General features: G+C 48.9%; 19 protein-coding genes. 11 read left to right on the top strand and 8 right to left on the bottom strand.

What is annotated here, in order from left to right; all coding sequences use genetic code 11:
- Positions 1–17: 17 nt before the first annotated feature.
- The 5 genes from LVQ77_RS07505 to LVQ77_RS07485 all read right to left on the bottom strand — a co-directional run bounded on the left by LVQ77_RS07505 (position 18) and on the right by LVQ77_RS07485 (position 5311).
- A complete protein-coding gene (locus tag LVQ77_RS07505) occupies positions 18–1478 on the bottom strand; it encodes a TrkH family potassium uptake protein (protein ID WP_154155285.1) in 1461 nt (486 codons plus the stop codon).
- Positions 1479–1632: 154 nt separating this feature from the next.
- Positions 1633–1911: a DUF1471 family periplasmic protein YahO gene (yahO, locus tag LVQ77_RS07500; protein WP_151994860.1), complete on the bottom strand. Its 279-nt coding sequence runs from the start codon at positions 1909–1911 to the stop codon at positions 1633–1635.
- A gap of 215 nt (positions 1912–2126) precedes the next feature.
- Complete coding sequence (gene celB, locus LVQ77_RS07495; RefSeq protein WP_154155287.1) at positions 2127–3485, bottom strand: PTS cellobiose transporter subunit IIC; 1359 nt, start codon at positions 3483–3485, stop codon at positions 2127–2129.
- 201 nt (positions 3486–3686) lie between these two features.
- Positions 3687–4988, bottom strand: coding sequence for a 6-phospho-beta-glucosidase (locus LVQ77_RS07490; protein WP_232864212.1), 1302 nt, complete (start codon positions 4986–4988; stop codon positions 3687–3689).
- Between the two features lie 17 nt (positions 4989–5005).
- The gene (locus tag LVQ77_RS07485; RefSeq protein WP_064516930.1) at positions 5006–5311 is read right to left on the bottom strand and encodes a PTS sugar transporter subunit IIB; all 306 of its coding nucleotides are present in this window, start codon (positions 5309–5311) and stop codon (positions 5006–5008) included.
- A gap of 272 nt (positions 5312–5583) precedes the next feature.
- Between LVQ77_RS07485 and LVQ77_RS07480 the strand changes: the two genes are divergently transcribed.
- The gene (locus LVQ77_RS07480; RefSeq protein WP_232864213.1) at positions 5584–6669 is read left to right on the top strand and encodes a MurR/RpiR family transcriptional regulator; all 1086 of its coding nucleotides are present in this window, start codon (positions 5584–5586) and stop codon (positions 6667–6669) included.
- A gap of 57 nt (positions 6670–6726) precedes the next feature.
- Here the strand turns inward: LVQ77_RS07480 and LVQ77_RS07475 are convergent, their stop codons facing one another.
- A complete protein-coding gene (locus LVQ77_RS07475) occupies positions 6727–7947 on the bottom strand; it encodes an amino acid deaminase (protein ID WP_232864214.1) in 1221 nt (406 codons plus the stop codon).
- Positions 7948–8149: 202 nt separating this feature from the next.
- Between LVQ77_RS07475 and LVQ77_RS07470 the strand changes: the two genes are divergently transcribed.
- Positions 8150–9580, top strand: coding sequence for an N-acyl-D-amino-acid deacylase family protein (locus tag LVQ77_RS07470; protein WP_232864215.1), 1431 nt, complete (start codon positions 8150–8152; stop codon positions 9578–9580).
- Between the two features lie 56 nt (positions 9581–9636).
- Positions 9637–10026: a RidA family protein gene (locus LVQ77_RS07465; RefSeq protein WP_232864216.1), complete on the top strand. Its 390-nt coding sequence runs from the start codon at positions 9637–9639 to the stop codon at positions 10024–10026.
- Between the two features lie 48 nt (positions 10027–10074).
- On the opposite strand, the gene LVQ77_RS07460 is transcribed toward LVQ77_RS07465, so the two are convergent.
- A complete protein-coding gene (locus LVQ77_RS07460; RefSeq protein WP_232864217.1) occupies positions 10075–10938 on the bottom strand; it encodes a MurR/RpiR family transcriptional regulator in 864 nt (287 codons plus the stop codon).
- Between the two features lie 738 nt (positions 10939–11676).
- On the opposite strand from LVQ77_RS07460, the gene LVQ77_RS07455 reads away from it, so the two are divergent.
- The 6 genes from LVQ77_RS07455 to LVQ77_RS07430 all read left to right on the top strand — a co-directional run bounded on the left by LVQ77_RS07455 (position 11677) and on the right by LVQ77_RS07430 (position 18490).
- Positions 11677–12789 (top strand): AI-2E family transporter, encoded by a 1113-nt coding sequence (locus LVQ77_RS07455; RefSeq protein ID WP_151994861.1) that lies wholly within the window; start codon positions 11677–11679, stop codon positions 12787–12789.
- A 46-nt stretch (positions 12790–12835) separates the two neighbouring features.
- Entirely contained in the window at positions 12836–14302 is a 1467-nt protein-coding gene (locus tag LVQ77_RS07450) for an efflux transporter outer membrane subunit (RefSeq protein ID WP_232904088.1), read from the top strand.
- The gene (locus tag LVQ77_RS07445) at positions 14299–15393 is read left to right on the top strand and encodes an HlyD family secretion protein (protein WP_232904087.1); all 1095 of its coding nucleotides are present in this window, start codon (positions 14299–14301) and stop codon (positions 15391–15393) included. Before LVQ77_RS07450 ends, LVQ77_RS07445 begins: the two co-directional genes overlap by 4 nt.
- 8 nt (positions 15394–15401) lie before the next feature.
- Positions 15402–16415 carry a DUF2955 domain-containing protein gene (locus LVQ77_RS07440; RefSeq protein ID WP_232904086.1) on the top strand — a complete coding sequence of 338 codons (1014 nt, stop codon included), beginning with the start codon at positions 15402–15404 and terminating at the stop codon, positions 16413–16415.
- 10 nt (positions 16416–16425) lie between these two features.
- Complete coding sequence (locus LVQ77_RS07435; RefSeq protein WP_232904085.1) at positions 16426–16851, top strand: ion channel; 426 nt, start codon at positions 16426–16428, stop codon at positions 16849–16851.
- 235 nt (positions 16852–17086) lie between these two features.
- Positions 17087–18490 carry a diguanylate cyclase gene (locus LVQ77_RS07430; RefSeq protein WP_232904084.1) on the top strand — a complete coding sequence of 468 codons (1404 nt, stop codon included), beginning with the start codon at positions 17087–17089 and terminating at the stop codon, positions 18488–18490.
- A 60-nt stretch (positions 18491–18550) separates the two neighbouring features.
- Here the strand turns inward: LVQ77_RS07430 and LVQ77_RS07425 are convergent, their stop codons facing one another.
- A complete protein-coding gene (locus LVQ77_RS07425) occupies positions 18551–19975 on the bottom strand; it encodes a sugar porter family MFS transporter (RefSeq protein WP_151994867.1) in 1425 nt (474 codons plus the stop codon).
- A gap of 407 nt (positions 19976–20382) precedes the next feature.
- Here LVQ77_RS07425 and LVQ77_RS07420 point away from each other — a divergent pair, with 407 nt between their 5' ends.
- Positions 20383–20964: a sugar O-acetyltransferase gene (locus LVQ77_RS07420; RefSeq protein ID WP_232904083.1), complete on the top strand. Its 582-nt coding sequence runs from the start codon at positions 20383–20385 to the stop codon at positions 20962–20964.
- Between the two features lie 54 nt (positions 20965–21018).
- Positions 21019–22629: an FAD-NAD(P)-binding protein gene (locus LVQ77_RS07415; RefSeq protein WP_232904082.1), complete on the top strand. Its 1611-nt coding sequence runs from the start codon at positions 21019–21021 to the stop codon at positions 22627–22629.
- Positions 22630–22661 lie beyond the last annotated feature (32 nt).

The raw sequence follows: 22661 nt of genomic DNA, 5'->3' as shown, positions 1-22661 counted from the left end.
GAGCGGCGACGTGAATATTAGCTCCTCCAGAATGTCCTCGAAAACAGAATCAACACCGGATAGATCTCCAGTCGGCCCAATAACATAGCCGCACACATTAAGTATTTTGCACTATCGCTCAACGTACCAAATCCTGCGGCAGTTTCGCCAAACCCTAAGCCCATGTTGTTAATACAGGCCGCTACGGTGGCGAATGAGGTTAACAGGTCATATCCCTGCAAGTTCAGCATCCAGATAAAAAAGCAGGTGCACACGACATAGAGGAAGAAAAAACTCCACACGGAACGCAGCACTCTGTCGTTAACGGGCGAGTTACCAATCCGAATACTCATGATGGCGCGCGGGTGAGCCAGTTGATGTACTTCATGGCGGGTTTGCTTAAATAACACCAGGAAACGCAGCGCTTTAATCCCGCCGCAGGTTGACCCTACGCATCCGCCAAAGAAACTGGCGGACAGCAGCAGAACAATAGTGTGTACCGGCCAGGAAGCGTAATCGCTGGTTGAAAGGCCGTTATCGGTAATCATTGAACTGGTCAGGAAAAAGGCATGAACGAACGAGGCGGGTAGGGCGTACATTCCTGCGCGCCAGACTTCCAGAGTGATGATTAAAATCACAATGCTTGCCACCATCAGGAAGAATCGCAACTCCGCACTCTTGAGAAACGGCTTAATACTGCGACGTGCCAGGGCGACAAAATAGAGGGTGAAGTTGATGGCTGAGAGCAATGAAAAAGCCCCGGCGACAAGCTCAATAGCATAGCTGTTGTAAAAGCCGATACTTTCGGTGCGTGTAGAAAAGCCACCTAATGAGACGGTGGAAAGGCCATGACAAAGCGCATCAAAGAACGGCATTCCGGCAAGTTTGTAGGCAATTGTGCAGGCAGCACCCAGCAGCAAGTAAGTCAGCCACAAACTTTTGGCAGTATCAGCAAGACGTGGCGTAAGGCGCTCTTCTTTAAATGGCCCGGGCATTTCGGATTGATAAAGCTTCATTCCCCCAATACCCAGAAGCGGCAATACTGCCACAGCAAGCACGATGACACCGAGGCCGCCGATAAAGTTGAGCTGGGCGCGGTAATAGAGGATTGATTTTGGTAATAGGGAGACATCGTTAAAAACAGTGGCTCCGGTAGTCGTTATCCCCGAAACCCCCTCAAACATGGCATCAGCTAAAGATACGTTATAGCTGTCATCCAGCCACAGCGGCATGGCGCTGATTACTGAAAAAAGCAGCCAAAACAAAACGATGATAATAAAGCCATCGCGGGTTTCGAGTTGAATATTAGACCGGCCAGTCATCACCCAGGCCAGGCTTCCCAGTGTAAAAGTGATGAGAAAGGTATAAAGAAAACCGAACAGGCTGCGTTCTTTTTCAATTAAAGCCAGCAACATTGGCGGGATCATCGTCAGGCTGTAGAGAACAACTAAAAAAGCGCACAGATGAATCACAATTCTAAAACGGGTTGATATATACATCAGAGAAACCCAGATACCTGTGTTATTCAGGTATATCAATCAGGTACGGATGGCAAAGTATAGGGTATTTTGGGTAGGAAAGGTTATCTGGCTTTATTGTGAAGGGAAGCGTTGTTAAATGGGCAACCCTTGGGTTGCCCATTTAGAAGACAGGTTATTTCTTCTTGTATACGTCTGCGGTGCCGTGAATTTTATTCTCGGTATCTGCAGAAGTTACAACATAAAACTGACCACCCAGCTCATCGGCTTTCTTGGAGAGTTCTGCTTTGGCATCAGATGGTGACATTTCACCACTGGTGGTGATGGTACCTACTTTTACATACTGATCTTTATGGTCGTTATAGGCTTCTTTCGTCAACAGTTCTGCTGACAATGCACTGAATGATACTGCACCCAAAGTTAACGCTACCAATACACCCTTAGCTATCTTCATGACGAACCTCATCTTTGCTTATGGTAGATAAATTGTTTTCCCTACTTCTAGACTATGGTTCAGAACTGTATTTCTCGCCAGCTTTGGCAAAGAAAAATTTTGTTCAAAAATAGATGCATAAGAGATTGTTCAGTATTGAAAAGTATGATTGTTGCTAACCTTATCTGAGAACAGCAGATAAAGGGTGAATGGGCGCCATTCACCCTTCGCCGGGTTTACGACGTTACTTGCTCTGTTACAGGCGCTACTGAAGCCTCTTTTTGCGATTTACTGGCCTGTTCTTCACGATATTTCAGGTTATCCCAGATGCGGAAGAACGGGTAATACATCACCAGCGAAATCCCGAGATTGACGATTTGCAGCACGGAACCTGAAATATGCCCGCCGGTTGCCAGGTATCCGCTGACCACGATCGGTGTAGTGAACGGCAAGGCAATACCCGCAGGTTTGGCGACAAGCCCGGTGGTCATTGCTATATAAGAAACAATCACTAATACAACAGGGGTAAGAATAAACGGTACGACCAGATATGGGTTCATCACAATGGGAATGCCAAATACCATCGGTTCGCTGATGTTAAACAGGCTACCGGGGGCGGCGATTTTACCCAATTGTTTCATCTGCGCACTGCGACTGCGGATCAGCATAAATATCACCAGTCCGAGCAGGGCACCGGTGCCGCCAGGGGCAATCCACAAGTCATAAAATTGTTGAGTGATGATATGCGGAATAGGCAAACCGTTCTGGAATGCTTCGAGGTTCTCCGACATATTGCTCAACCAGACCGGACGGATAAATACCAGTACGATAGTGTCGCCATGCAGGCCCAGCATCCACAGAATACCAATCAGCAATACCGAGATAATCATACCTGGCAGTGAACCGCCGACATGACTCATAGGGATACCAACCAGTTCGGTAATCATCGTATTGATGTCGCCAAATGGTGTCGCCTCAACCAACAGTCGCAGCGCCAACACTACCGCTAAAACGCAGAAGCCTGGGATCAACGCAAGGAAGGATTTAGCTACCGCTGGCGGCACGCCTTCCGGCATACGGATAACCAGATTGCGGTTGTTGATAAAGCGGTAAATTTCGGTTGAAAGCAGTGCGATAAGGATGGCAACGAACAATCCCTGGCTGCCAATTTGCCCCATCGGCATTACGCCTTTCACTAACTGTGCCGCACCGCCCGTAGCGGGTGTAAACATGATGTGCTGCGGAATGGTCATGATAAACGCAACCAGAGACACGGCACCGGCAGTCAACGGATCGATAGTGCGGTACTTTTCTGCCAAGCGATAAGCGATACCAAAGGCGGAGATAATCGCCATGATGTCGTAGGTCGCCTTAACCGGATAGAGCACTTTTTCCTGCCAGGTTGGGCCGAAAAAGTCGCTCATCATTTGGGCATAACCCGGTATCGGCAGATAAGCAAAAATAAGGAAGAACGAGCCAATCAACATAAATGGCATGTTCAGAATGATACCGTCACGCACCGATAGCACATGCTTTTGCCCGGCAATTTTTAGCGCGGTTGGCAGCACGTATTTTTCAATAATAGATTTGTTCATAGACACCCCCTACCCGGATACCCTTCATACTTCAAGCCGCAGGTGCGTTGGCTGCACCCGCGCGCCCCAGTCACATAGTTAGCTATGCTCCTGGGGACTTACGGGCTGGCCGCCTTCCTGCAACTCGAATTATTTTGGGTAGAATTATAATTTTATTTAGTCGTAGGTCGGATTAGCGTAGCGACATCCGACAACGCTGGTTTAAACGTTAAACTGCGGCAGCCACGCTTTATTGATACTTAGCACTTCATCGACCAGCGCAGACGCCAGATTGACATCAGCGACCAGTGGATTGGCCACCAATGCCAGTAACGCTTTTTGCTTATCGCCGTGAACCGCCGCTTCAATGGTCAAACGTTCAAAATCTTTAACTTGCTGAGTCAGGCCGTTCATCAGCAGCGGTAATTTCCCAAAGGCCAGCGGATGTGCGCCAAGGGCGTCAATCAGGCAGTTGGTTTCAATCACTGCGTCGTCTGGTAACCCCTGAATGGCACCGTTGTTAGCGGTATTCACCACCATTTCCATACCGAGATTGTTGTGTAAGGCGTTAATCAATTGCACCGCGACCTCGGAGTAGAACGAACCACCACGCTGGCTAAGTTCTTCCGGTTTTTTATCGAGGTTTGGATCGGCATAGAGCTTAAACAGTGACTCTTCCACCTTCATGACCAGCTCGGCACGAGTGCCTTTAGTAGCGGCATCAGAGAGTTCATCTTCCAGCATGGTGCGCGTTTGCCAGAAGTAACGGTGGTAAGGGCAGGGAATGGCGCCTAGTGCGCGCAGCAAATCCGCAGGCCACGGAATCGCTTTAATGTTGTTCATGGAAAGCTGCTCGCCATCGCACAGCATTTCAATAACTTCGTCGGTGGCATCGCGTCCGTTTGCCAACACTTTATGCACCCAAACCATATGATTCAGGCCCACAAAACGGAGCGAAACTTTGTCATGAGGCAGTTTTAGCATGTCGGCAATCATATGGTGCATTGTCACCGGCACATTACACAGACCGATGATTTTTGCTTTGCTATAACGTGATACCGCTTCGGTCACAATGCCGGCCGGATTGGTGAAGTTGATAATCCACGCATCCGGGGCGAGACGCTCCACGCGGTGGGCAATATCGAGCATCACGGGAATGGTGCGCAACGCTTTCGCAAAACCGCCAACCCCCGTGGTTTCCTGGCCGAGAAGCTTGTGGCTTAAACCCAGGCGTTCATCGGCGGCGCGGGCGGGAAGTTGCCCCACGCGCAGCTGCGTTAAGACAAAACTGGAACCTTTGATGGCTTCGTCAGCGTCAAAATGTACGGATACCTTGACGGACTCCAGACCATTTCTGTCGAGCATGCGACGGGCGAGGGCGGCAATAATATCGACTTTCTCGCGACCCGCTTCTACATCCACCAATGCCAGTTCCGCCATTGGCAGTGAAGCATGGCGTTCAATCAATCCTTCAATCAACTCCGGGGTATAACTGCTTCCCCCGCCAATAACGGTAATTTTCATCTTGTTCTCCGCCTGTCTCAGGCCATTAGGGCGAGGGCTTTATCCAGCACGCGATCGCCGCGCATGGTGCCGTAATCCATCATATCTATCACCGCGACAGGTTTCCCCAGCGGTGTGGAAAGCTCAGTCAGGCGCTGTAATTCGTACTGTACTTGCGGGCCAAGCAATACCACGTCGGCATGGCGCAATTGGCCTTCAATTTCGGATACCGGGATGGCGTCAATTTCGATTTCCAGAGAACGCTTCGTCGCTTCGGTACGCATTTTTTGTACCAGCATGCTGGTGGACATCCCCGCAGCACAGCACAACATGATTTTTTTCATTACAACCTTCCCCTCATTTGAAAACATATTTCATACATTAGCTGTTTTAATTAGCATGTATGAAAATTATTTTCATGAGTGTGATCACTGTTGGATTATTTCCCGATGGCACTGAGGCCGGATGAATATGTGATCTCTATAGGAAAATGGATATGGATGGCGAGCGTTGTAGAGAATAATGTGTACGTGAATGAGATGGATTGAAAAATAATTTCAAACATTTATGATGCTTTTAACGAGCAGTTAATGCCGACATTAGGACGCCCCCTGTTATGGATATTGTTTACCAACTGGTACACGGGTTATCTGGCCTGCCTGCGCAAGAATCTCGTCTGGCACGCTTTTTCCTCGATAACTTCGCGCAAATACCCGAAGCAACGATGGAAGAGTTAGCGACAAAGGCAGGGGTGAGCCCTGCCACGTTGCAGCACTTTGCGCGCAGCATTGGCTGTGACGATATCAATGATTTTATCGGCCAGGTGCGCCATCAACAGCAGGAGAACAATCTGCAAGTTCCCGCAGCCCCTATGCTGGGCGATGCTGCCTGGGTAGATCCGGGTGCACTGAAAGCGCTGGCCCTTAACGCTGGTATTGGTAGCGAAATACTCGACAGGTTTTCGCACTCAATAGGGCGTGAGAATAACGGGGATATTCTCGGCCAGATCCGCAACCGCCTGAATGACTTCAGCCAGCAAGAATCACGCGTGGCGCAGACCATTCTTGATGATGTCTCTTTTGCTGCCTCGGCCACCATCGACCAGCTTGCGACGGCTGCTGGGGTTAGCCCGGCAACTATTACCCGATTTGCCAGAGCTTCGGGGTGTGACGATATCCGTGATTTGCGTATGAAACTGGCGCAAGCCAGTACACCGGTAGCCGGTGGTGATATGGCTTTGCCATGGCGTGAAAAACTGAACAAGCTGCAAAATGCACTAAATTCACAGTTCTGCGAACTGCAACCCGCAGTCATCAATCAGGCAGTTGTTCGTTTAAAACAGGCGAAAGCGGTGCATATTTTCAGTGCCAGTGCGGCAGATACGCCTTTTGCGAGCCTGTTGCAATATCGCCTGCTGACTCAGGGCTATCCGGCCAATATTTGTCAGGACCCAGCGCTGATGAGTATTACTGCATCGATGCTTGGTGCCGGACAAGTGTTGGTAGTTTTTGCAGGCTCTGCACCGGAAAATGCACTGATTGCGGCGGCGCATCAGGCGCGTCGGCTGGGTGCTGAAATCATTTTCATTGGCCGGGATAGCGGCTCATTTATTCACAGCGACGATATTCTTTTACCGCTAACAGAAGTGCGCTACGGTTCGTTGTTAATTATTGATTTGCTTTGTGAAGGGATTGATAGCTGAGCCGATGGCATAAATGTCGGGTGTCGCGAATGCTAACCCGACCGGCAAACTATTTGATCAAAAGGCTGTTTCCAACGTTTCGAGAACGTTGTACTGCTCATCAACCAGTAAGAGCGCTTTCCATTTGTCGAATGTCAGGCACGGATGGGAAGTGCTGAAGACCAGAATATCCCCCACCTGCACATCAGCACCGGCTTTGAGTTTCAGCATGGCATGTTGATCCATGATGCCGGTGGTTTCGATGGCATTAGCTACCAGTTCCAGTGATTTTCCCGCTCGGTAATGCGCAACAGGCTGCGGTAAACCTGCGTCAAAAGCGCTGTCTCGTTTGCCAAAATTCACAATCGCGCGGTCGCTTTCCGGTACGGATTGCACCATTGCAACCAGCTCCAGAGCCGAGACTAAATCTCCCCCAAGATCACAGGCGACTTTATCGCGCGCCATAAGCTCGTCCTGTGCTTGCTGGTAAATACCGGCATCGTGCGTGATGTAACAACCAGGGCGGATAACAATGCGGCAGTTTGCCGGTTTTTGCGCGACCAGCCAGACATTACATACCACGTCATACCAAACAGAACCCGCACCCGTGAGGATAAATTCCCCGTCAACATATTGCTCTAGCTGGCAGGCGAGTGCCGCGGCGTCGCGCAGCAATGCTTCCACTTTCGGTTGCGGGTTTTCGCCGTGCAGCACGCCTTCATACAGTTCCAGACCGCGTAAGCGCAGACCCGGGAGTATAGAAATTCCCTCGGCCAGGGTTTGTGCCTGTTCAGTCGTGCGGCAACCACAGCGCCCACCAGGTACCCCCAGTTCAATCAAAACATCAAGCCGCTGGTTATTCGCGCTAAAGAAAGCAGAAAGCGCTTTTGCATTGGCAAGACTGTCAACACAGCATAGGTAATCGACATCCGGGTAATGAGCTTTTAGCTGTGAGACCAGCTGCATATTTGCTTTGCCGACCAACTGGTTAACCATCAACACTCGTTTGATACCGCTAACCATCGCAATGCTTGCTTGCCAGGCGCTGCCGACACCTACCGCCCAGGCCCCCGCTTGCTGCTGTTGTTGAAAAATCCACGGTGTCATGGTGGTTTTCCCGTGAGGGGCCAGGGAGACACCGCGCGTATCTGCGTAGCGCTGCATCCACTGAATATTGTTCTCCAGCGCGCCTTTTTTGATAACGGCTGCGGGTAAACAAATGTCTTCGTTGAGGATATTAGCAGGGGTAAACATCAAGGCTGATTTGTGTAGGACGAGGTTAGCGTTCTGGTATTTCATAACGTTATTCCTTTGTGATTTTCATTTCTTTCAGACAATGTATCATTTGTAATTTAATGAAAAATATATTTTTTATTAAAAATAATGTGCTTAATTGAATAAAAGTATCATAATTTCATAGGGGTTTTGAGTAGTCTTCCACTGTTTTTTACGCTTGTAAATGGTTAACTTTAATCCAGAACATAACGGGGGTTAGGAAGACATGAAGTTCGATTACTTGTTCAGGAATGTCACGGTTATCGATGGAAGCGGTGGAGCGCAATATCGTGCTGATGTTGCGGTGCAGGGCGATCGCATTGTGGAAATCGCGCCAATGATCAGTGGTTCGGCACATGAAGAAATTGATGGAAAAGGCCGGGTGTTGGCTCCTGGTTTTATTGATGTTCATACCCACGATGACATTAACGTTATCCGGATGCCGGAGTACCTGCCAAAAATTAGCCAGGGTATTACGACAGTGATCGTCGGCAATTGCGGAATCAGTGCCGCCACGGCGACCATGAAGGGTAATGTGCCTGACCCGATGAATTTGCTCGGTGAAGTGGAACACTTCATCTACCCAACGGTTGCCGCCTACGCGCAAGCCGTAGAGCAAGCTAAGCCGGCGGTTAACGTCGGCACATTAATTGGCCACACGGCGCTGCGTAATAATCATATGGATGACTTGTTCCGCGCCGCCACAAGCGAAGAAATTAGCGCCATGCGCGCGCAGCTTCGTGAGGCGTTGCAGCAGGGCGGTCTAGGGTTAAGTACTGGTCTTGCCTATGGCAGCGCGTTCCATTCCACAACAGAAGAGGTGATGGCGTTGGCGGAAGAGTTGGCGGCGGGGAAAGGAATTTACACCACCCATCTGCGCTCGGAATTTGAGCCGATTCTTGAGGCGCTCGATGAGGCCTTTCGCATTGGTCGTCATGGCAAAGTGCCTGTCGTTGTTTCACATCATAAGTGCGCCGGGGCAAAGAACTGGGGGCGGACGGTTGAAACATTGAAACTATTCGACAAGGTGCGCCAGCAGCAGGATGTGTCCTGCGACTGTTATCCCTACTCTGCGAGCTCTTCTACGCTGGACCTGAAACAAATTACCGACGAATTCGACATTGTGATTACCTGGTCGGAACCGCATCCTGAAATTGCCGGGCAGTCGCTAAAACAGATCGCGCAAAACTGGTCGATGACGTTGACTGAGGCGGGGAAATTGCTGATGCCAGCCGGGGCGATTTACTACAACATGGACGAGCAGGACGTGCGACGCGTGTTGAGCTACCCGGTCACCATGGTCGGCTCAGACGGTTTGCCAAACGATCCGATGCCGCATCCGCGTTTGTGGGGAGCCTTCCCGCGTGTGCTTGGTCACTACAGCCGTGATGAGAAGCTATTTCCGCTGACTGTTGCAGTGCATAAGATGACGGGAATGTCGGCTGCTCGTTTCCAGCTTGATGGGCGCGGACTGGTGAAGTGCGGCTATTATGCTGATTTAGTGATGTTTGATGCTGAAACCGTGCGCGATGTGGCAAGCTTTAGCGATCCGCAACAACCGGCTGCTGGTATCGAAGCGGTAATGGTTAACGGTGTGATGAGTTATGGTCGGGATCAACAAGTTATCGGGCGTGCCGGGCGGTTCTTACGTCGCTAAATCGCATCTTCATTTCGCCCCTCTCCTGAGAGAATGAAAATCAATAAGGAACAACAATGAGCATTAAACGTTACGGAGTCGGTGGCAGCACTGGAACAGGCGGGCAGCACTTACCCTTTGCAAAAGCGGTAGAAGCGGGTGGTTGGCTTTATGTTTCCGGGCAAACGCCAATGAAAGATGGTGAAGTCGTTGAAGGTGGCATTATTGAGCAGTCGCGCCTGGCGATTCAGAACTGCGTGGACATCATGGAAAGTGCGGGCTACACCCTGGCCGATGTGGTGCATGTGAAGGTTTATCTTACCGACGCGCGCTATTTCCAGTCGTTTAACAAAGTGTTCGCTGAGTTCTTTGCCGAGCATCCGCCAGCTCGCGTCTGTTGTGTGGCTGACCTGGTGGTGGATTGTAAAGTCGAAGTGGATTTGACCTGTTATCGGGCAGACCGTTAAGGGTTAGTTCGCTCCTCCCTCTTCTTGAGGGAGGCACCCGGCAAGCCGCTAATCCCCCAGAGGCTGTCTGTCCGCACCACCCCGATGGCTATCCAGGGCAAGTTTGATGCGGCGCAGGCGGTCTTTGGTCTGGTTTTTATTGGCCATAGCCAGCTCCGTCGCCAACACATCTACCATTGCTAACATCGCATAGCGCGAGGTGCTGGGCTTAAAAATATAGTCGTTTTCCCGCACTATCAGCGGCAGCACAATATCAGCGTTTTGCGCCAGCGGTGAGTCTTGCGGGGTGATGGCAATCACTTTTGCACCGTACTGCCGGGCGATAGCCGCACTTTCAATCACCTCTGGTGTGTATCCTCCCAGCGATAATGCCAGTACCACATCGTTGGGTGACACAGCCGAACACATCATTCTGACCAGCAGACCATCACTTTGGCTGACCACCGGAAGGCCAAGACGGAACAGGCGAAATTGTACTTCCTGGGCACAAATTGTGGAGCCACCGCCCATGCCGATAGCGAGAATTTGTCGGCTTTGGCCCAACCATTCCACCGCTTTGTTAAGCGAGTCGGTATCGAGTGCCCGGCGATTAATATCCAGCACATTAATGATAGTTTCGTAGATACCTTGCACGCCTTCGAGGTCAGGTACATCCAGAATAAAACGTTGCCCTACCGCCAGCGACTGTGCGAGTTTCACTTTTAGCTCGCGCACATCTTTGCAGCCAATCGCGCGTGCAAAACGGGTAATCGATGCCTGACTGGTATCTGTAAGCCGCGCCATTTCTGAAATTGATAAAGTCGTAGCTGATTGCACATCATCGAGAATAAATTGTGCAATACGCTTTTCTGTCGTGGTCAGCTCCACAAAACGATCGGTGATGCAGGAAATAATATCGATGGAAACAGACATGGCGCGTCCCTGAAAATGGTTAAAAATTGCTGGTACTTTGTACCACAAAAATCATTTGTTGTGGGATCAGCCTGAGTTCAACTGAGGTTTTATGGTTTGCGTGCTAACAGTCGCCTTGTTTTTAGATATGACCTTGTATTATTAATGGCTTGCAATTAATTATTAACACTTTGATACCTTAATGCCGCAATTATTCTCATTGAGTTGATTAGTGTTTGTTAAAAATAAACAAAAAACCGTTTTGTTGTGTGCTAATAAGGCTGGTTTAATACTTGGGTATAGCCTGAAATAATTATTCTGCAGAAAGAACATCACCCGAAATGATGTTGGGGGGTATTGTCATTTCATTCGTTTCTGGTGATGTATTCATCAGTGAGTGAGGTGTTACGAACGCCGTTGTGATATTTTCGATTGTACGGGTTGTTTTTTACAGAGCTTAGTTCTGATTTTTTATTTGTATTTATACGGAAAATGCTATCGAAAATAGAATGCCGTTGTATAGATTAAATTTTTTATCTTTGTTTTTAGATGGTAAGTCTGGCGACCACACTCTTTGTGCCATTTTTGCAGTAATGTCTGTTTGTTCTATTATCAAAATAGTTAATAAAAACCAACGGGTTTATATTACTGGGCTCAATCTAATTTTTTAAAATGCAATGCCAGCGATCTGCTGTCCCGGTCATTAATGCTCGAGATCTGGATAGTTACGTAGTCACTATCACCTGGAATAACCGCATCATGGAAATTAATGATACTCCCTTAGCTGAGAAAAGACTGGTTGCCAGATTTCTGGATATGTTCATCAAATTTGGTCTCATCCTCGCACTAGCCTCCTTCTGTTTTACTGTCATCTCGCCTTTTATGAATATGCTGCTGTGGGCACTTATTCTGGCGGTGACTCTCTATCCGCTTCATCAACGTTTTGCTGCGCGTATGGGGAATAAACAGGGATGGGCTGCGACCTTGCTGGTGTTGCTGGGGGTGTTGCTAATCGTTGTACCTACCATCGCGATGATTAGCTCCCTGGGTGATAGCGTCAGTGCACTTATTTCAAAAGTCACCAGTGATAGCCTGGTCATTCCGCAACCTTCGAATCGCCTGGTGGCAATACCGATTGTGGGTGAAAAAATCTATGTTGTGTGGATGAGGGCCGCGACAGATTTACCGGGTTTAGTTAAAAGTTATGGCCCGCAACTAGGTGAGATTACCCGCCAGGTTATTACCATTCTGGCTAGCATGAGTGGCGGTTTGATTGGCTTTGTATTCTCCTTTATCGTCGCCGGTATCATGATGGCCTGGGGTGCTTCAGGTGCGGCAAGTGCTACGAGTATCGCCACACGCATCACCGATGAAAGAAAAGGCCCGGCCCTGACTAAACTTTGCACCAATACCATTCGTGCCGTAGCGATGGGGGTTATTGGTGTTGCCTTCATTCAGGCGTTGCTGGCCGGTATTGTGATGGCGTTCGCTGGTATTCCTGCCGTGGGGATTTTCTTCGTTCTGGCTCTGATTCTGGGTATTGCCCAGGTTCCGGTGATACTGGTTACCGCCCCGGCTATCGCGATTATGTGGATGACAGGCGACAACGGAACCGTGATGAATATCATTTTCACCATTCTGCTGATTGTCGCCGGTATGGCGGACAATGTGCTGAAACCTTTGTTGTTGGGGCGTGGTGTAGATGTGCCAATGCCTGTGGTGCTATTGGGGGCGCTGGGAGGTATGGCGACCAACGGTATTCTCGGCATGTTTATTGGCGCGACCTTGCTATCTATTGGTTACCGAATCTTCATGGCCTGGGTTAAAGAAGGTCCGTCAGGCCCGACGTTGAGCGGGCAAGATGCTCTGTGAAGACAGATTCAGGCGCCTCCTGATAACGGGGGGCGCAAGCCTGGTCTTGAGCGCGTGTACCACTCTGGGGCCTGACTATAAAACTCCACAAGTTCCGGAGCTGGCGCAATGGCAGCCAGCGACGAAGAGTATGGCATCTGGCGTATCTCAGAGCAGTTATGACCAGTGGTGGATACAGCTTAATGACCCGACGCTTACCTTGCTCGTCAACGAGGCCTTACGGAAAAATCCTGACGTCAAAATTGCCGGTCTGCGCCTGCTTGAATCACGAGCACAGTTGGGGATTGCAGAAAGCTTACTCTCACCTCAGGCAACCATTGGCGATGGGCAAGTCATTACTGGCGGTCAACAACATAATGACCGTTACATCGCTAGCACCAACTATGGCGCGGGCTTTAACCTGGGATGGGAGATAGATTTCTGGGGCAAGTTCAAACGTGGTGTCGAATCTGCCGATGCGAGTTACTTCGCAACACTTGCGCAATATGACGATATTCAGGTGCTGATGGCGGCACAAGTCGCCCAGCTGTATGTGAATATCCGTACGCTTGAAGCGCGCCTGCAAATTACCCGCAGTAACGCCAAAATTCAGCAGCGTAGCCTGCAAATCACAGAACGTTTATTCCTCAGTGGCAACAGTGCTGAGCTGGATGTACAGCAGGCGAGAACCCAATACCTATCAACTCTTTCAAGTCTTCCTCAACTGGAAACAAGTCTGCGTCAGAGCCAGAACGCATTGAGCGTGCTGCTGGCGCGAAAACCTGGCCCGTTACCCGAAATGGTCGATAACACAGGGGTCCTTCCGAAGGGCAACCTCGAGCTGGTGTCGGAACTACCGGCAGATTTGCTGCGCCGCCGACCTGATGTGCGAGCGGCTGAAAGGCAATTAGCGGCGCAGTCAGCCTTGATAGGCGTGGCAGAAACTGAACTCTATCCGTCTATTTCTCTTATCGGCAGCGTGGGAATTAGCGCCCGAAACGGCGGAAGTAGCACGCTGTCCTGGGCGGCGGGGCCGACATTTAGCTGGAACTTGCTTGATCAAGGGCGGCTGGGTAACCAGGTGTTGGTACAAGATGCGCGGTTCCTGCAAATGCATGAACGCTACCGGGATACGGTATTTCAGGCCGCACGTGAAGTGGATGATGCAGCCGTTGCTTACGCCAATGATAAACAAGAGATCGATCTGCTGACCCAAACCGGGCAGGCGGCAAACCGTTCTTTGGATATCGCCAACACCCAATATCGTGAGGGTATGGCTGACTTCCAGCGTGTACTGGATTCACAAAGAGCCTTGTTCAATCAGCAGGAACGACTAGTGAATAGCCGGGGTGCCCTGATGCGTGACTTGATTACGCTCTATAAAGCTCTGGGCGGCGGTTGGGAGAAAGGGCGTGAGCGCCCACTGGTTGATAAGCAAACCGATGCTCATTTACGCCAGCGTGATAACTGGGTGCCTTTATTGGATGCCCCTTTGCCATCAGCAACGTTACCCAAAGAAGGTAAACAGCAATGACAGAATCCTCATCTCCGGCGGGGCAAGCCAGTCGACGTGGAGTGATAGGTCTCCTCGTGGTCATCATTTTATTGCTTTGCTGGTATCTGGCGGCGGACCGCCTCACGCCTTATACCTCTCAGGCAAGGATTCAGGCATTTGTTATCCCCATTGCTGCGGAAGTGGGAGGGCAAATCCAAAAGGTCTATGTCCGCGATAATCAGGAGGTCTCGCCGGGCGATAAGCTGTTTGAGCTTGATCCTGAGCCTTATGACATCGCGTTGGCTAAGGCTCGCTCGGACTATGAAACAGTGCTTAGTTCGGTCAAAGCCAATAATGAAACCATTGCCGCGGCCAAAGCGGGTTTACAGGCGGCAACAGCCGCTTATCAAAATGCGGCTAAAGACGCTGAACGTCAGGAGCGTTTGTATCGTGAAGATCCTGGCACCATCTCAGTTCGTCGCCTCGAAGTGGCACAAGCCACGCGGGAAACCGCGCGTAGCCAGATGGCAGCCGCCACCGCTGATGTGCGCCGAGCGACGGAAGCTGCGGGCGTATCCGGGGAAAAAAACTCACAACTGCTGAGCGCTCGTTCAGCGGTGCAAAAGGCCGAGCTGGACCGGAAAAATACCCTAGTTGTTGCGACCAACCGCGGGCTGGTGACGGATCTGCGGACTGATATCGGCCAGTTTCTTGGCGCAGGGGCACCAGTTATGACGCTGGTGGCGATAAACGATGTCTGGATTAGCGCGGATATGACCGAAAATAACATTGGCAACGTGAATATCGGTGATGAAGTCGCCATTTTGCTCGACAGCATGCCGGGGCATATTTTCAAAGGCCAGGTGCGCAGCATCAGTTATGGCGTAAGTGCTACACAAAGCCAGCCCGCAGGTGTTCTGCCTACGGTCGATAATAGCCGTGACTGGCTACGTCAGGCGCAGCGGTTCCCGGTGAAAATAGCCTTTGTTAAAGACGATTTCCCTCCGGTTAAAAACTTGCGGGTCGGTGGGCAGGCGGATGTATTGGTCTATGCCAATGGCGCTGGCGTAATGAGCTTCTTCGGTAGCATCTACATACGACTGATGAGCTGGTTCTCGTATATCTACTGAGGTAGGCCATGCATAACGGGGATCGTGCGGTACTGAGAATTGGAGTGGGATCGGCCATTGCGGCGCTGGTCTGCTACGGTCTTGCACTACCGATGCCGCATTTGGGCTGCATTATGGCCTGGATTGTGTTGTGTCAGGGGAAACCTTTGCCCGTCAAAAAGGGGATTATTGTTGGCTTAGTGCTAACGATGACCATGATTGGTGGCGTGCTGATGGTGCCTTTACTGACGCACTACCCGTTATCTGCATTGCTGTTTACGGCGCTGCTGCTTTATCTGCTGATGCTGATGGGGCTTAGAGGGAAGGGAACCCAGGCCATGCTACTGACGACGGCCATTACCATCATTCCGATTGCCGGACTCATCGAGCAGTCACTAGCTATTGGTATTGCTCAAATGATGGGGCTTGGCATCATCATTGGTACGGTGGTTAACCGGTTTGCGTTAGTACTGTTCCCGCCGCAGGCCACACCTGCCTCAGCAGCTAAGGCTCTACTGCCTCCTGAATCTCCACACCAGCTGGCTTTACGTGCAGTGCTTATTGTATTGCCGGTGTGGTTGTTAGCATTAAGCAACCCTGCGTTTTATATCCCGGCAGTGATGAAAACCGTGATGCTGGCAAAGCAAACCAACACGCTTGCGGCAAAACAGGTCGGGAAAGAGTTGGTGCTATCGACTTTGATGGGGGCGCTGTTGGCGGTAGTGCTGTGGTTTGGGCTTAGCATCTGGCCTTCATTCCTGATGCTGGTGCTGTGGATGGCTCTCGTTAGCCTTTGGGTTGCGCGCCGTTTGGTGCGACTGGCGACTAGCCGATTCACCCCCTCTTTCTGGAATAATGCCTGGGTCACCTGCCTGATTCTGTTTGGCCCAGCAATTCAGGACAGTGCTTCCGGTAAAGATGTCTGGCTGGCATCGCTGATGCGCTGTTCTCTATATGTTGCTGTTGCCCTGTATGGCTGGGCGTGTGTGGTGGTTCTTGAACGCTGGCATCTGGCTGGTCGTCCAGCAGCCGAAACCGATTAAGGGGGTTAAAATGTTGCTGGTCTTGATAACTGGGATGCCTGTCATCCTGTGCAATATGTTGCTGCAATCACTTATGTCTGTTTGGTGCATTCGCTTTTACATCAAGCGCTTTCACCAGAAGGAAGGGATGTTTTATGGCGTATTGGCATTGTTCGGCATCATCATCATTGTATTGGTGGGTAATCTGCTGCAAATAATGCTGTGGGGGATCTTGTTTTTGTGGCTGGGGGAGTTTTCCTCACTGCAAGAGGCTGTTTATCACTCTGGCGTCAATTTTGCCACGTTGGGTTATGGCGATATCGTGATGAGTACAAAATGGAAGCTGCTCGGCCCACTGGAAGCGGTGAATGGTGCGCTGATGATTGGGTTGTCCGGTGCCAGCATGCTGGCGGTGCTACAGCACCATATCCGCAAGCAATTGGGGAATTTAAAGTAATCTTTTTTATCTGGCGCAAAGTTTTTCGCTATTGCTGCAATATTGGGTTGCATAGCAGAAGTATTGACGTATTTAAAGCAGTTGAATGTATTTAAATGTGGAAATTTTAAGTAAGAGAATTATATATATCTGGAAATGATAAAGTTATACAAAAAAGAGCAGTTGAGATAATATTCAACTCACAGGGGAATTCCTTAATAGAAATAATATCTCGCGAAGAATAAATGTTACACTTATGAAAAACATCCAACCTCTTAATTACGACATTATTAAAAATGAGTGGCAGTTGTTAATTAATAATACAAATGCTGCAACTCATCAGACCCTTATGAGCCTTAGTGATGAGGAGGTCAGGCAGCTGGTTGATGCGTATTATCAATATATGTTGCAGGATGAGAAGGCGAAATTATTCCTTAGCACGACCCAGGTTGAAGAGAGACTTAGTGCCAGTATGAATAACTGGTTGCGCAAAGTGCTGGGGAGTTCGTGTGAAGATTTAGCCGCGTTAATTACTCATCAGCGCAATGTTGGTGAGGTTCATGCTCGGATTGGGTTGCCTATCGATCTTGTTGCCCGTGGCGCCAGAAAGCTGAAGTATGAACTTTTTCAATTGCTATTAAATAAAACACAACTCTCTGCAAAAGAAATTAACGATGCTATCTTCTTTAGTGGCATGGCAATAGATTCGGCAATTGAAGTGATGACTATTGCTTTTACACCTTCACATCAAAAAATGATGCACGATCAAGAACATTTTCGCCTGCTAACTGTTTATGACGATATGAGCGTGGAACGTGAACGTCAGTTAGGGGCATTAAAAGATTGGGAAAATCAGTTTATTTATAATATTGCGACTGAATTGCCATTTGAAGAACGTGTGCTACTTAGTGATTCTGAATTCGGGCTATGGTTTGCTCATAAAGGCCAGCATATTTTCAGGCAGCCAGATTTAATTAAGAAAGTTGATGCACTGATCCAAAAAATAGATAGGCTTATTACCACTGAGTTTGCTAAAGAATCATCAAATACGTTAAGTCGCATTCATTTGCTACGCCTGTTAAGGCAAGATATTGAACAGGTTAATATGATTCTTAGCTCTATCTTCGAAGAGATAGTGAAAAGTGAGAATGGTAAAGATCCAATGACCAAACTACTCACTCGTCGCTTTATCCCTACGATTATGAGACGTGAGATTGGTTTATCCATTAGCTCCGGTAAACCTTTTACAATCGCTTTGTTGGACATAGATTACTTCAAAAAAATCAATGATAACTATGGTCACGCCGTCGGTGATAACACACTAAAAAATATTGCGGTCTGGTTGCATGAGTATGTGCGCAGTAGTGACTATGTTTTCCGCTACGGTGGTGAAGAATTTATGTTGTTGATGGTGGAAACGACACTGTCTCAGGCTCAAGTCCTGACGGAGCGACTGCGCAGCCATATTGCCAGCCAGATGATTGAAGTCGATGTAGACACCTCATTTAATGTCACCATCAGTGCCGGTTTGGTCGAATTCGATAACCACCCTGATTACCAGCGGCTTATTAACAAAGCAGACCAAATGTTGTATCAGGCAAAAAATAATGGTCGCAACTGTATTGAGAGTTACCCATTCGGCATGGATAACTCACTTTAATTGCCAGAACAATTAGATAACCCCTGACTGATGAGGTCAGGGGTTATTGTACTGGAAGAGTTACTGCCCAATATTACGTAGCTTTTCACCCGCCATAAGTTTCTTCTCGATGTGTTCCAGTGTGACATTTTTCGTTTCTGGAATTAGCCAGAAAGTGACGCCAATAAATGCAATATTAAGCGCGGTATACATCCAGAATGTGGCTGCCGGGCCAACTGCATCTAACAGGCTCAGGAATGTGGCACCAATTATCATGTTCGACACCCAGTTCGTGGTGGTTGAACAGGTAATCCCAAAATCACGGCTTTTCAGCGGTTGGATTTCAGAGCACAGAATCCAAACCACAGGTGCGGCACTCATCGCATATCCTGCGATACACATCATAGTCATACCGACAGACAGGTAAGACAAACCATCTGAAGCATTGCCATTATCAAACTGCATCAGGCAATAGCCCAACACCAGCGTGCCAACAGCCATAACGCTAAAGCCAATTTTCAGTGCCGGTTTACGTCCTGCTTTATCGACCATGAAAATAGCAATGAAGGTGGCGAGCATAAACGTCAGGCCGACAACAATGGTTGCCATCATCTGTTCATGCGTGGTCGTGAAACCCGCCATTTCAAAGATTTTTGGCGCGTAATACATAATGATATTCATGCCGGTGAACTGCTGCATCGCTTGCAACAACATGCCAAGGAATACGGCACGGCGCACGTTGCTGTTCATTTTGAACAGCTCCCAACCGTGCTGTTTTAACTTGAGGCTTTCACGGATATCCTGCAATTCCTGGCGCGCTTTCTCCGAGGTATCTCGCAACTTACTTAATACTTCTTCTGCCTCAATATGGCGCCCTTTAGCCGCCAGCCAGCGTGGGCTATTGGGCAAAAAGACAACCAGTATCAGCAGCAGGAATGCAGGAATTGCCAGCACGCCTAGCATCATTCGCCAGTCGCCGCTGTAGCTCAGGGCTGTATCTGATAAGAATGCCAGCAAAATACCCAGCGTAACCATCAGCTGATACATGCTGATCATTTTCCCGCGAATATCTTCCGTTGCCATTTCAGACAGATAAAGAGGGGCGGTGTATGAAGCAATCCCCACCGCCATCCCAAGGACAACGCGCGAGACCATCAATATTTCTACCGTTGGCGCGAGTGCAGAGCCGAGTGAGCCGATAATAAATAATATCGCTCCTGCCATAAGACTATATTTGCGACCCAACGCAGATGAGAGCCAGCCGTTTGCAAGAGCACCGATTGCTGCGCCTAACATCATGGTACTCACAACCCACTCTTGCTGTTGGCTACTTAAAGTAAAATGCTGAGTAATAAAGGGTAATGCGCCAGAAATCACTCCGATATCAAGTCCAAACAACAGGCCCGCTACCGCTGCAGAAACGGAAACAAACAGTGTCATTCGGCGCGAGTCGCGCGCTCTGGTATTGAGGTGACTGGGGCAACCAGGCAGTACTTCATTAGACATAATAAATCTCCAAAATCCCGCAAGCTCAATGTAGTTTCCGAAAACCAATGACTGCACTTTATAAGATCTTTCCAGAAAGCGTCTGACTCCAGGCAGGCAGATATATGGATTATTTTGCTGTGGTGATCATTTGTGTGATGAGTGCGACATAATTGATAAATTCAGTGAATGACAATATAAATACATAAATAACAACCAGATAGCTTGAGACTTTAGAGGTTTTTATCAGGTGTGGTCATAACAATGCAAATATTTGATATGGATAAATTTTGTTCTACTTTTCGGTGTTGTAAGAAACAACTGAATATATTGACGTTTGTGCTGACTATGCAGTTTACGAAAGGTAGTTATTTATCAGTTCTAAAAAATATGATTTAACAACATCAATTGCCTGTGAGGAGTTAAGAATGCGCGAATTTAGCAAAATGGTGAGTGGTGAAAATTATAATATTAATGACCCAGAGTTACGTGAAATCCGTTACCGGGTACGCGATATCGTTGATGAATTTAATGCATTAAGTGCCCGTGCCGTTACCGAGAAAGAGAGGTTAATTCGCACAATATTTGGCCGCGTTGGCGAAAATGTTCATTTCGAAAAAGGGATGCGTATTGATTACGGCTGTAATACCCATATCGGGAATAATGTATTTATTAATTTCAACTTTGTGCTACTGGATTGTGCGCCAGTGACTATTGGTAATAACGTATTTATTGCTCCTGACGTACAAATTTATACCGCGCAGCATCCGCTGGACCCTGATACGCGAAACCAACATATTGGCAGCGCACGCCCGATAAATATTGGCGATGATGTATGGATCGGTGGGGGAGTTATTATTTTGCCAGGTGTAACTATCGGTAAAGGCAGCACTATTGGTGCAGGAAGCGTGGTGAAACATGATATTCCTGCCGGGGTTATTGCTGCGGGTAACCCATGCCAGGTAAAACGAGTTTGTTTGGCAGATAAATTGCCAGAAACCGTTGAATGAGCCTAATCTCAACATAGAGATGGAAGACTTTATAACAACGGTGGGTGCAGATTGATGAAAAGAATCGCTATTGTCGGCGCAGGCCCTACGGGCATTTACACTCTTTTCTCCCTTCTGAAGAAGCAAGTGCCACTGTCCATTTCTATCTATGAGCAGGGCAGTGAGGCAGGGGTGGGTATGCCTTACAGTGATGAAGAAAACTCCCGAATGATGCTGGCCAATATTGCCAGTATCGAAATCCCGCCTATTTTTTCGACCTACATCGACTGGTTGCGCAGCCAAAGTGAAGATCATCTGGCGCGTTATGGTGTTCGCCATGACTCACTTCATATCCGACAGTTTCTACCGCGTATCCTTCTTGGCGAGTACTTCCGCGATCAGTTTCTGGAGCTGGTTGTTCAGGCAAAAGAGCAAGGATTCCGCGTGGAGGTTCATGAATCTTGCCAGGTCACCGATCTGGCGGCGACTACCGAGGGAGTAAAACTGTGGGCAGAAGGTGAACCTTCCCCAGCATTGTTTGATCTCGCCGTGATTGCCACCGGGCACGTATGGCCTGATGAGGATAAGTCGACCCGCACCTTTTTCCCAAGCCCATGGTCAGGGCTTATGGAGGCTAAAATTGCTGCGTGTAAGGTCGGAATTATGGGGACATCGTTGAGTGCTCTGGATGCCGCGATGGCAGTGGTCATCCAGCATGGAGAGTTTGTTGAATCGGAACAAGAGCAAATCCATTTCAATCGCGATGAGGGGAGTGAAAAGCTTAACATTGTGCTTATGTCCCGATCGGGGATTCTGCCGGAAGCTGATTTCTACTGCCCAATCCCTTACGAGCCACTAACTGTCGTGACGCAAGAGGCGATAAATCACGAAATTTCAGCAGGGGCCGATGGTCTTCTCAATCGGGTTTTCGGCCTTATGGTTGAGGAAATTGAACGTGCAGACCCGGCATGGAGCAAACACCTGGCGCTCAATACGTTGGATGCGGATAGTTTTGCTGAAGCCTGGTTTGCTGACAGGAAAATGAACGACCCGTTTCACTGGGCTGAAGCCAATCTTTATGAAGTTGAACGCAATAAGCGCGACAAGCGAACGGTTCCCTGGCGTTACGTGATCCTTCGGTTACATGAAGCCGTCCAGTTGATTGTGCCTTATCTGGACGAGCAGGACCGGGAACGCTTTAACGTGGGCCTTGCACGAGTGTTTATCGACAATTACGCAGCAATACCATCGCAATCTATTCGCCGTTTACTGGCGTTACGCGAGGCCGGGATAATCAGCATTCTTACGCTCGGGCCGGATTATAAGATGGATGTAAAAGAGAAACAGACGGCGATTTCCGTCGGGCAAAATGTTTATGAGTTTGACGTTTTTATTGATGCCCGCGGGCAAAGGCCGCTTAAGACTAAAGATCTACCGTTTCCTGGCCTACGAAAACAGCTCGAGTCTGGCGGCGATGATATTCCGGATGTCGGTGAGGACTACATATTATTACAACCGGAATCTGTTCGTGGGCGCATTGCTTTTGGGGCGCTGCCATATCTGATGCACGATCAACCCTTCGTTCAGGGGCTGACTGTCTGTGCGGAAATTGGAGAAGCTATGGCAAAAGGGATATTTGAGTCAGCAGCTAATGCGCGCAGGCGATTACCATTTTTAGAGTTGTAACAACAAAGTCAGGGCTTCTTATTATTTAAAGA

It is taken from the genome of Buttiauxella cochleicola, assembly GCF_021282435.1.
In the GTDB taxonomy this organism is placed as follows: Bacteria; Pseudomonadota; Gammaproteobacteria; order Enterobacterales; family Enterobacteriaceae; genus Buttiauxella; species Buttiauxella massiliensis.
This window is presented reverse-complemented; position numbering and strand designations above follow the sequence as displayed.

Excerpts from the sequence above, each read along its gene's own strand:
- LVQ77_RS07415 (WP_232904082.1), top strand. The coding sequence starts at position 21,019 with ATGAAAAGAATCGCTATTGTCGGCGCAGGCCCTACGGGCATTTACACT.
- LVQ77_RS07435 (WP_232904085.1), top strand. The coding sequence starts at position 16,426 with ATGTTGCTGGTCTTGATAACTGGGATGCCTGTCATCCTGTGCAATATG.
- LVQ77_RS07505 (WP_154155285.1), bottom strand. The coding sequence starts at position 1,478 with ATGTATATATCAACCCGTTTTAGAATTGTGATTCATCTGTGCGCTTTT.
- yahO (WP_151994860.1), bottom strand. The coding sequence starts at position 1,911 with ATGAAGATAGCTAAGGGTGTATTGGTAGCGTTAACTTTGGGTGCAGTA.
- LVQ77_RS07420 (WP_232904083.1), top strand. The coding sequence starts at position 20,383 with ATGCGCGAATTTAGCAAAATGGTGAGTGGTGAAAATTATAATATTAAT.
- celB (WP_154155287.1), bottom strand. The coding sequence starts at position 3,485 with ATGAACAAATCTATTATTGAAAAATACGTGCTGCCAACCGCGCTAAAA.
- LVQ77_RS07465 (WP_232864216.1), top strand. The coding sequence starts at position 9,637 with ATGAGCATTAAACGTTACGGAGTCGGTGGCAGCACTGGAACAGGCGGG.
- LVQ77_RS07430 (WP_232904084.1), top strand. The coding sequence starts at position 17,087 with ATGAAAAACATCCAACCTCTTAATTACGACATTATTAAAAATGAGTGG.
- LVQ77_RS07480 (WP_232864213.1), top strand. The coding sequence starts at position 5,584 with ATGGATATTGTTTACCAACTGGTACACGGGTTATCTGGCCTGCCTGCG.
- LVQ77_RS07475 (WP_232864214.1), bottom strand. The coding sequence starts at position 7,947 with ATGAAATACCAGAACGCTAACCTCGTCCTACACAAATCAGCCTTGATG.
- LVQ77_RS07490 (WP_232864212.1), bottom strand. The coding sequence starts at position 4,988 with ATGAAAATTACCGTTATTGGCGGGGGAAGCAGTTATACCCCGGAGTTG.
- LVQ77_RS07460 (WP_232864217.1), bottom strand. The coding sequence starts at position 10,938 with ATGTCTGTTTCCATCGATATTATTTCCTGCATCACCGATCGTTTTGTG.
- LVQ77_RS07440 (WP_232904086.1), top strand. The coding sequence starts at position 15,402 with ATGCATAACGGGGATCGTGCGGTACTGAGAATTGGAGTGGGATCGGCC.
- LVQ77_RS07470 (WP_232864215.1), top strand. The coding sequence starts at position 8,150 with ATGAAGTTCGATTACTTGTTCAGGAATGTCACGGTTATCGATGGAAGC.
- LVQ77_RS07455 (WP_151994861.1), top strand. The coding sequence starts at position 11,677 with ATGGAAATTAATGATACTCCCTTAGCTGAGAAAAGACTGGTTGCCAGA.
- LVQ77_RS07485 (WP_064516930.1), bottom strand. The coding sequence starts at position 5,311 with ATGAAAAAAATCATGTTGTGCTGTGCTGCGGGGATGTCCACCAGCATG.
- LVQ77_RS07425 (WP_151994867.1), bottom strand. The coding sequence starts at position 19,975 with ATGTCTAATGAAGTACTGCCTGGTTGCCCCAGTCACCTCAATACCAGA.
- LVQ77_RS07445 (WP_232904087.1), top strand. The coding sequence starts at position 14,299 with ATGACAGAATCCTCATCTCCGGCGGGGCAAGCCAGTCGACGTGGAGTG.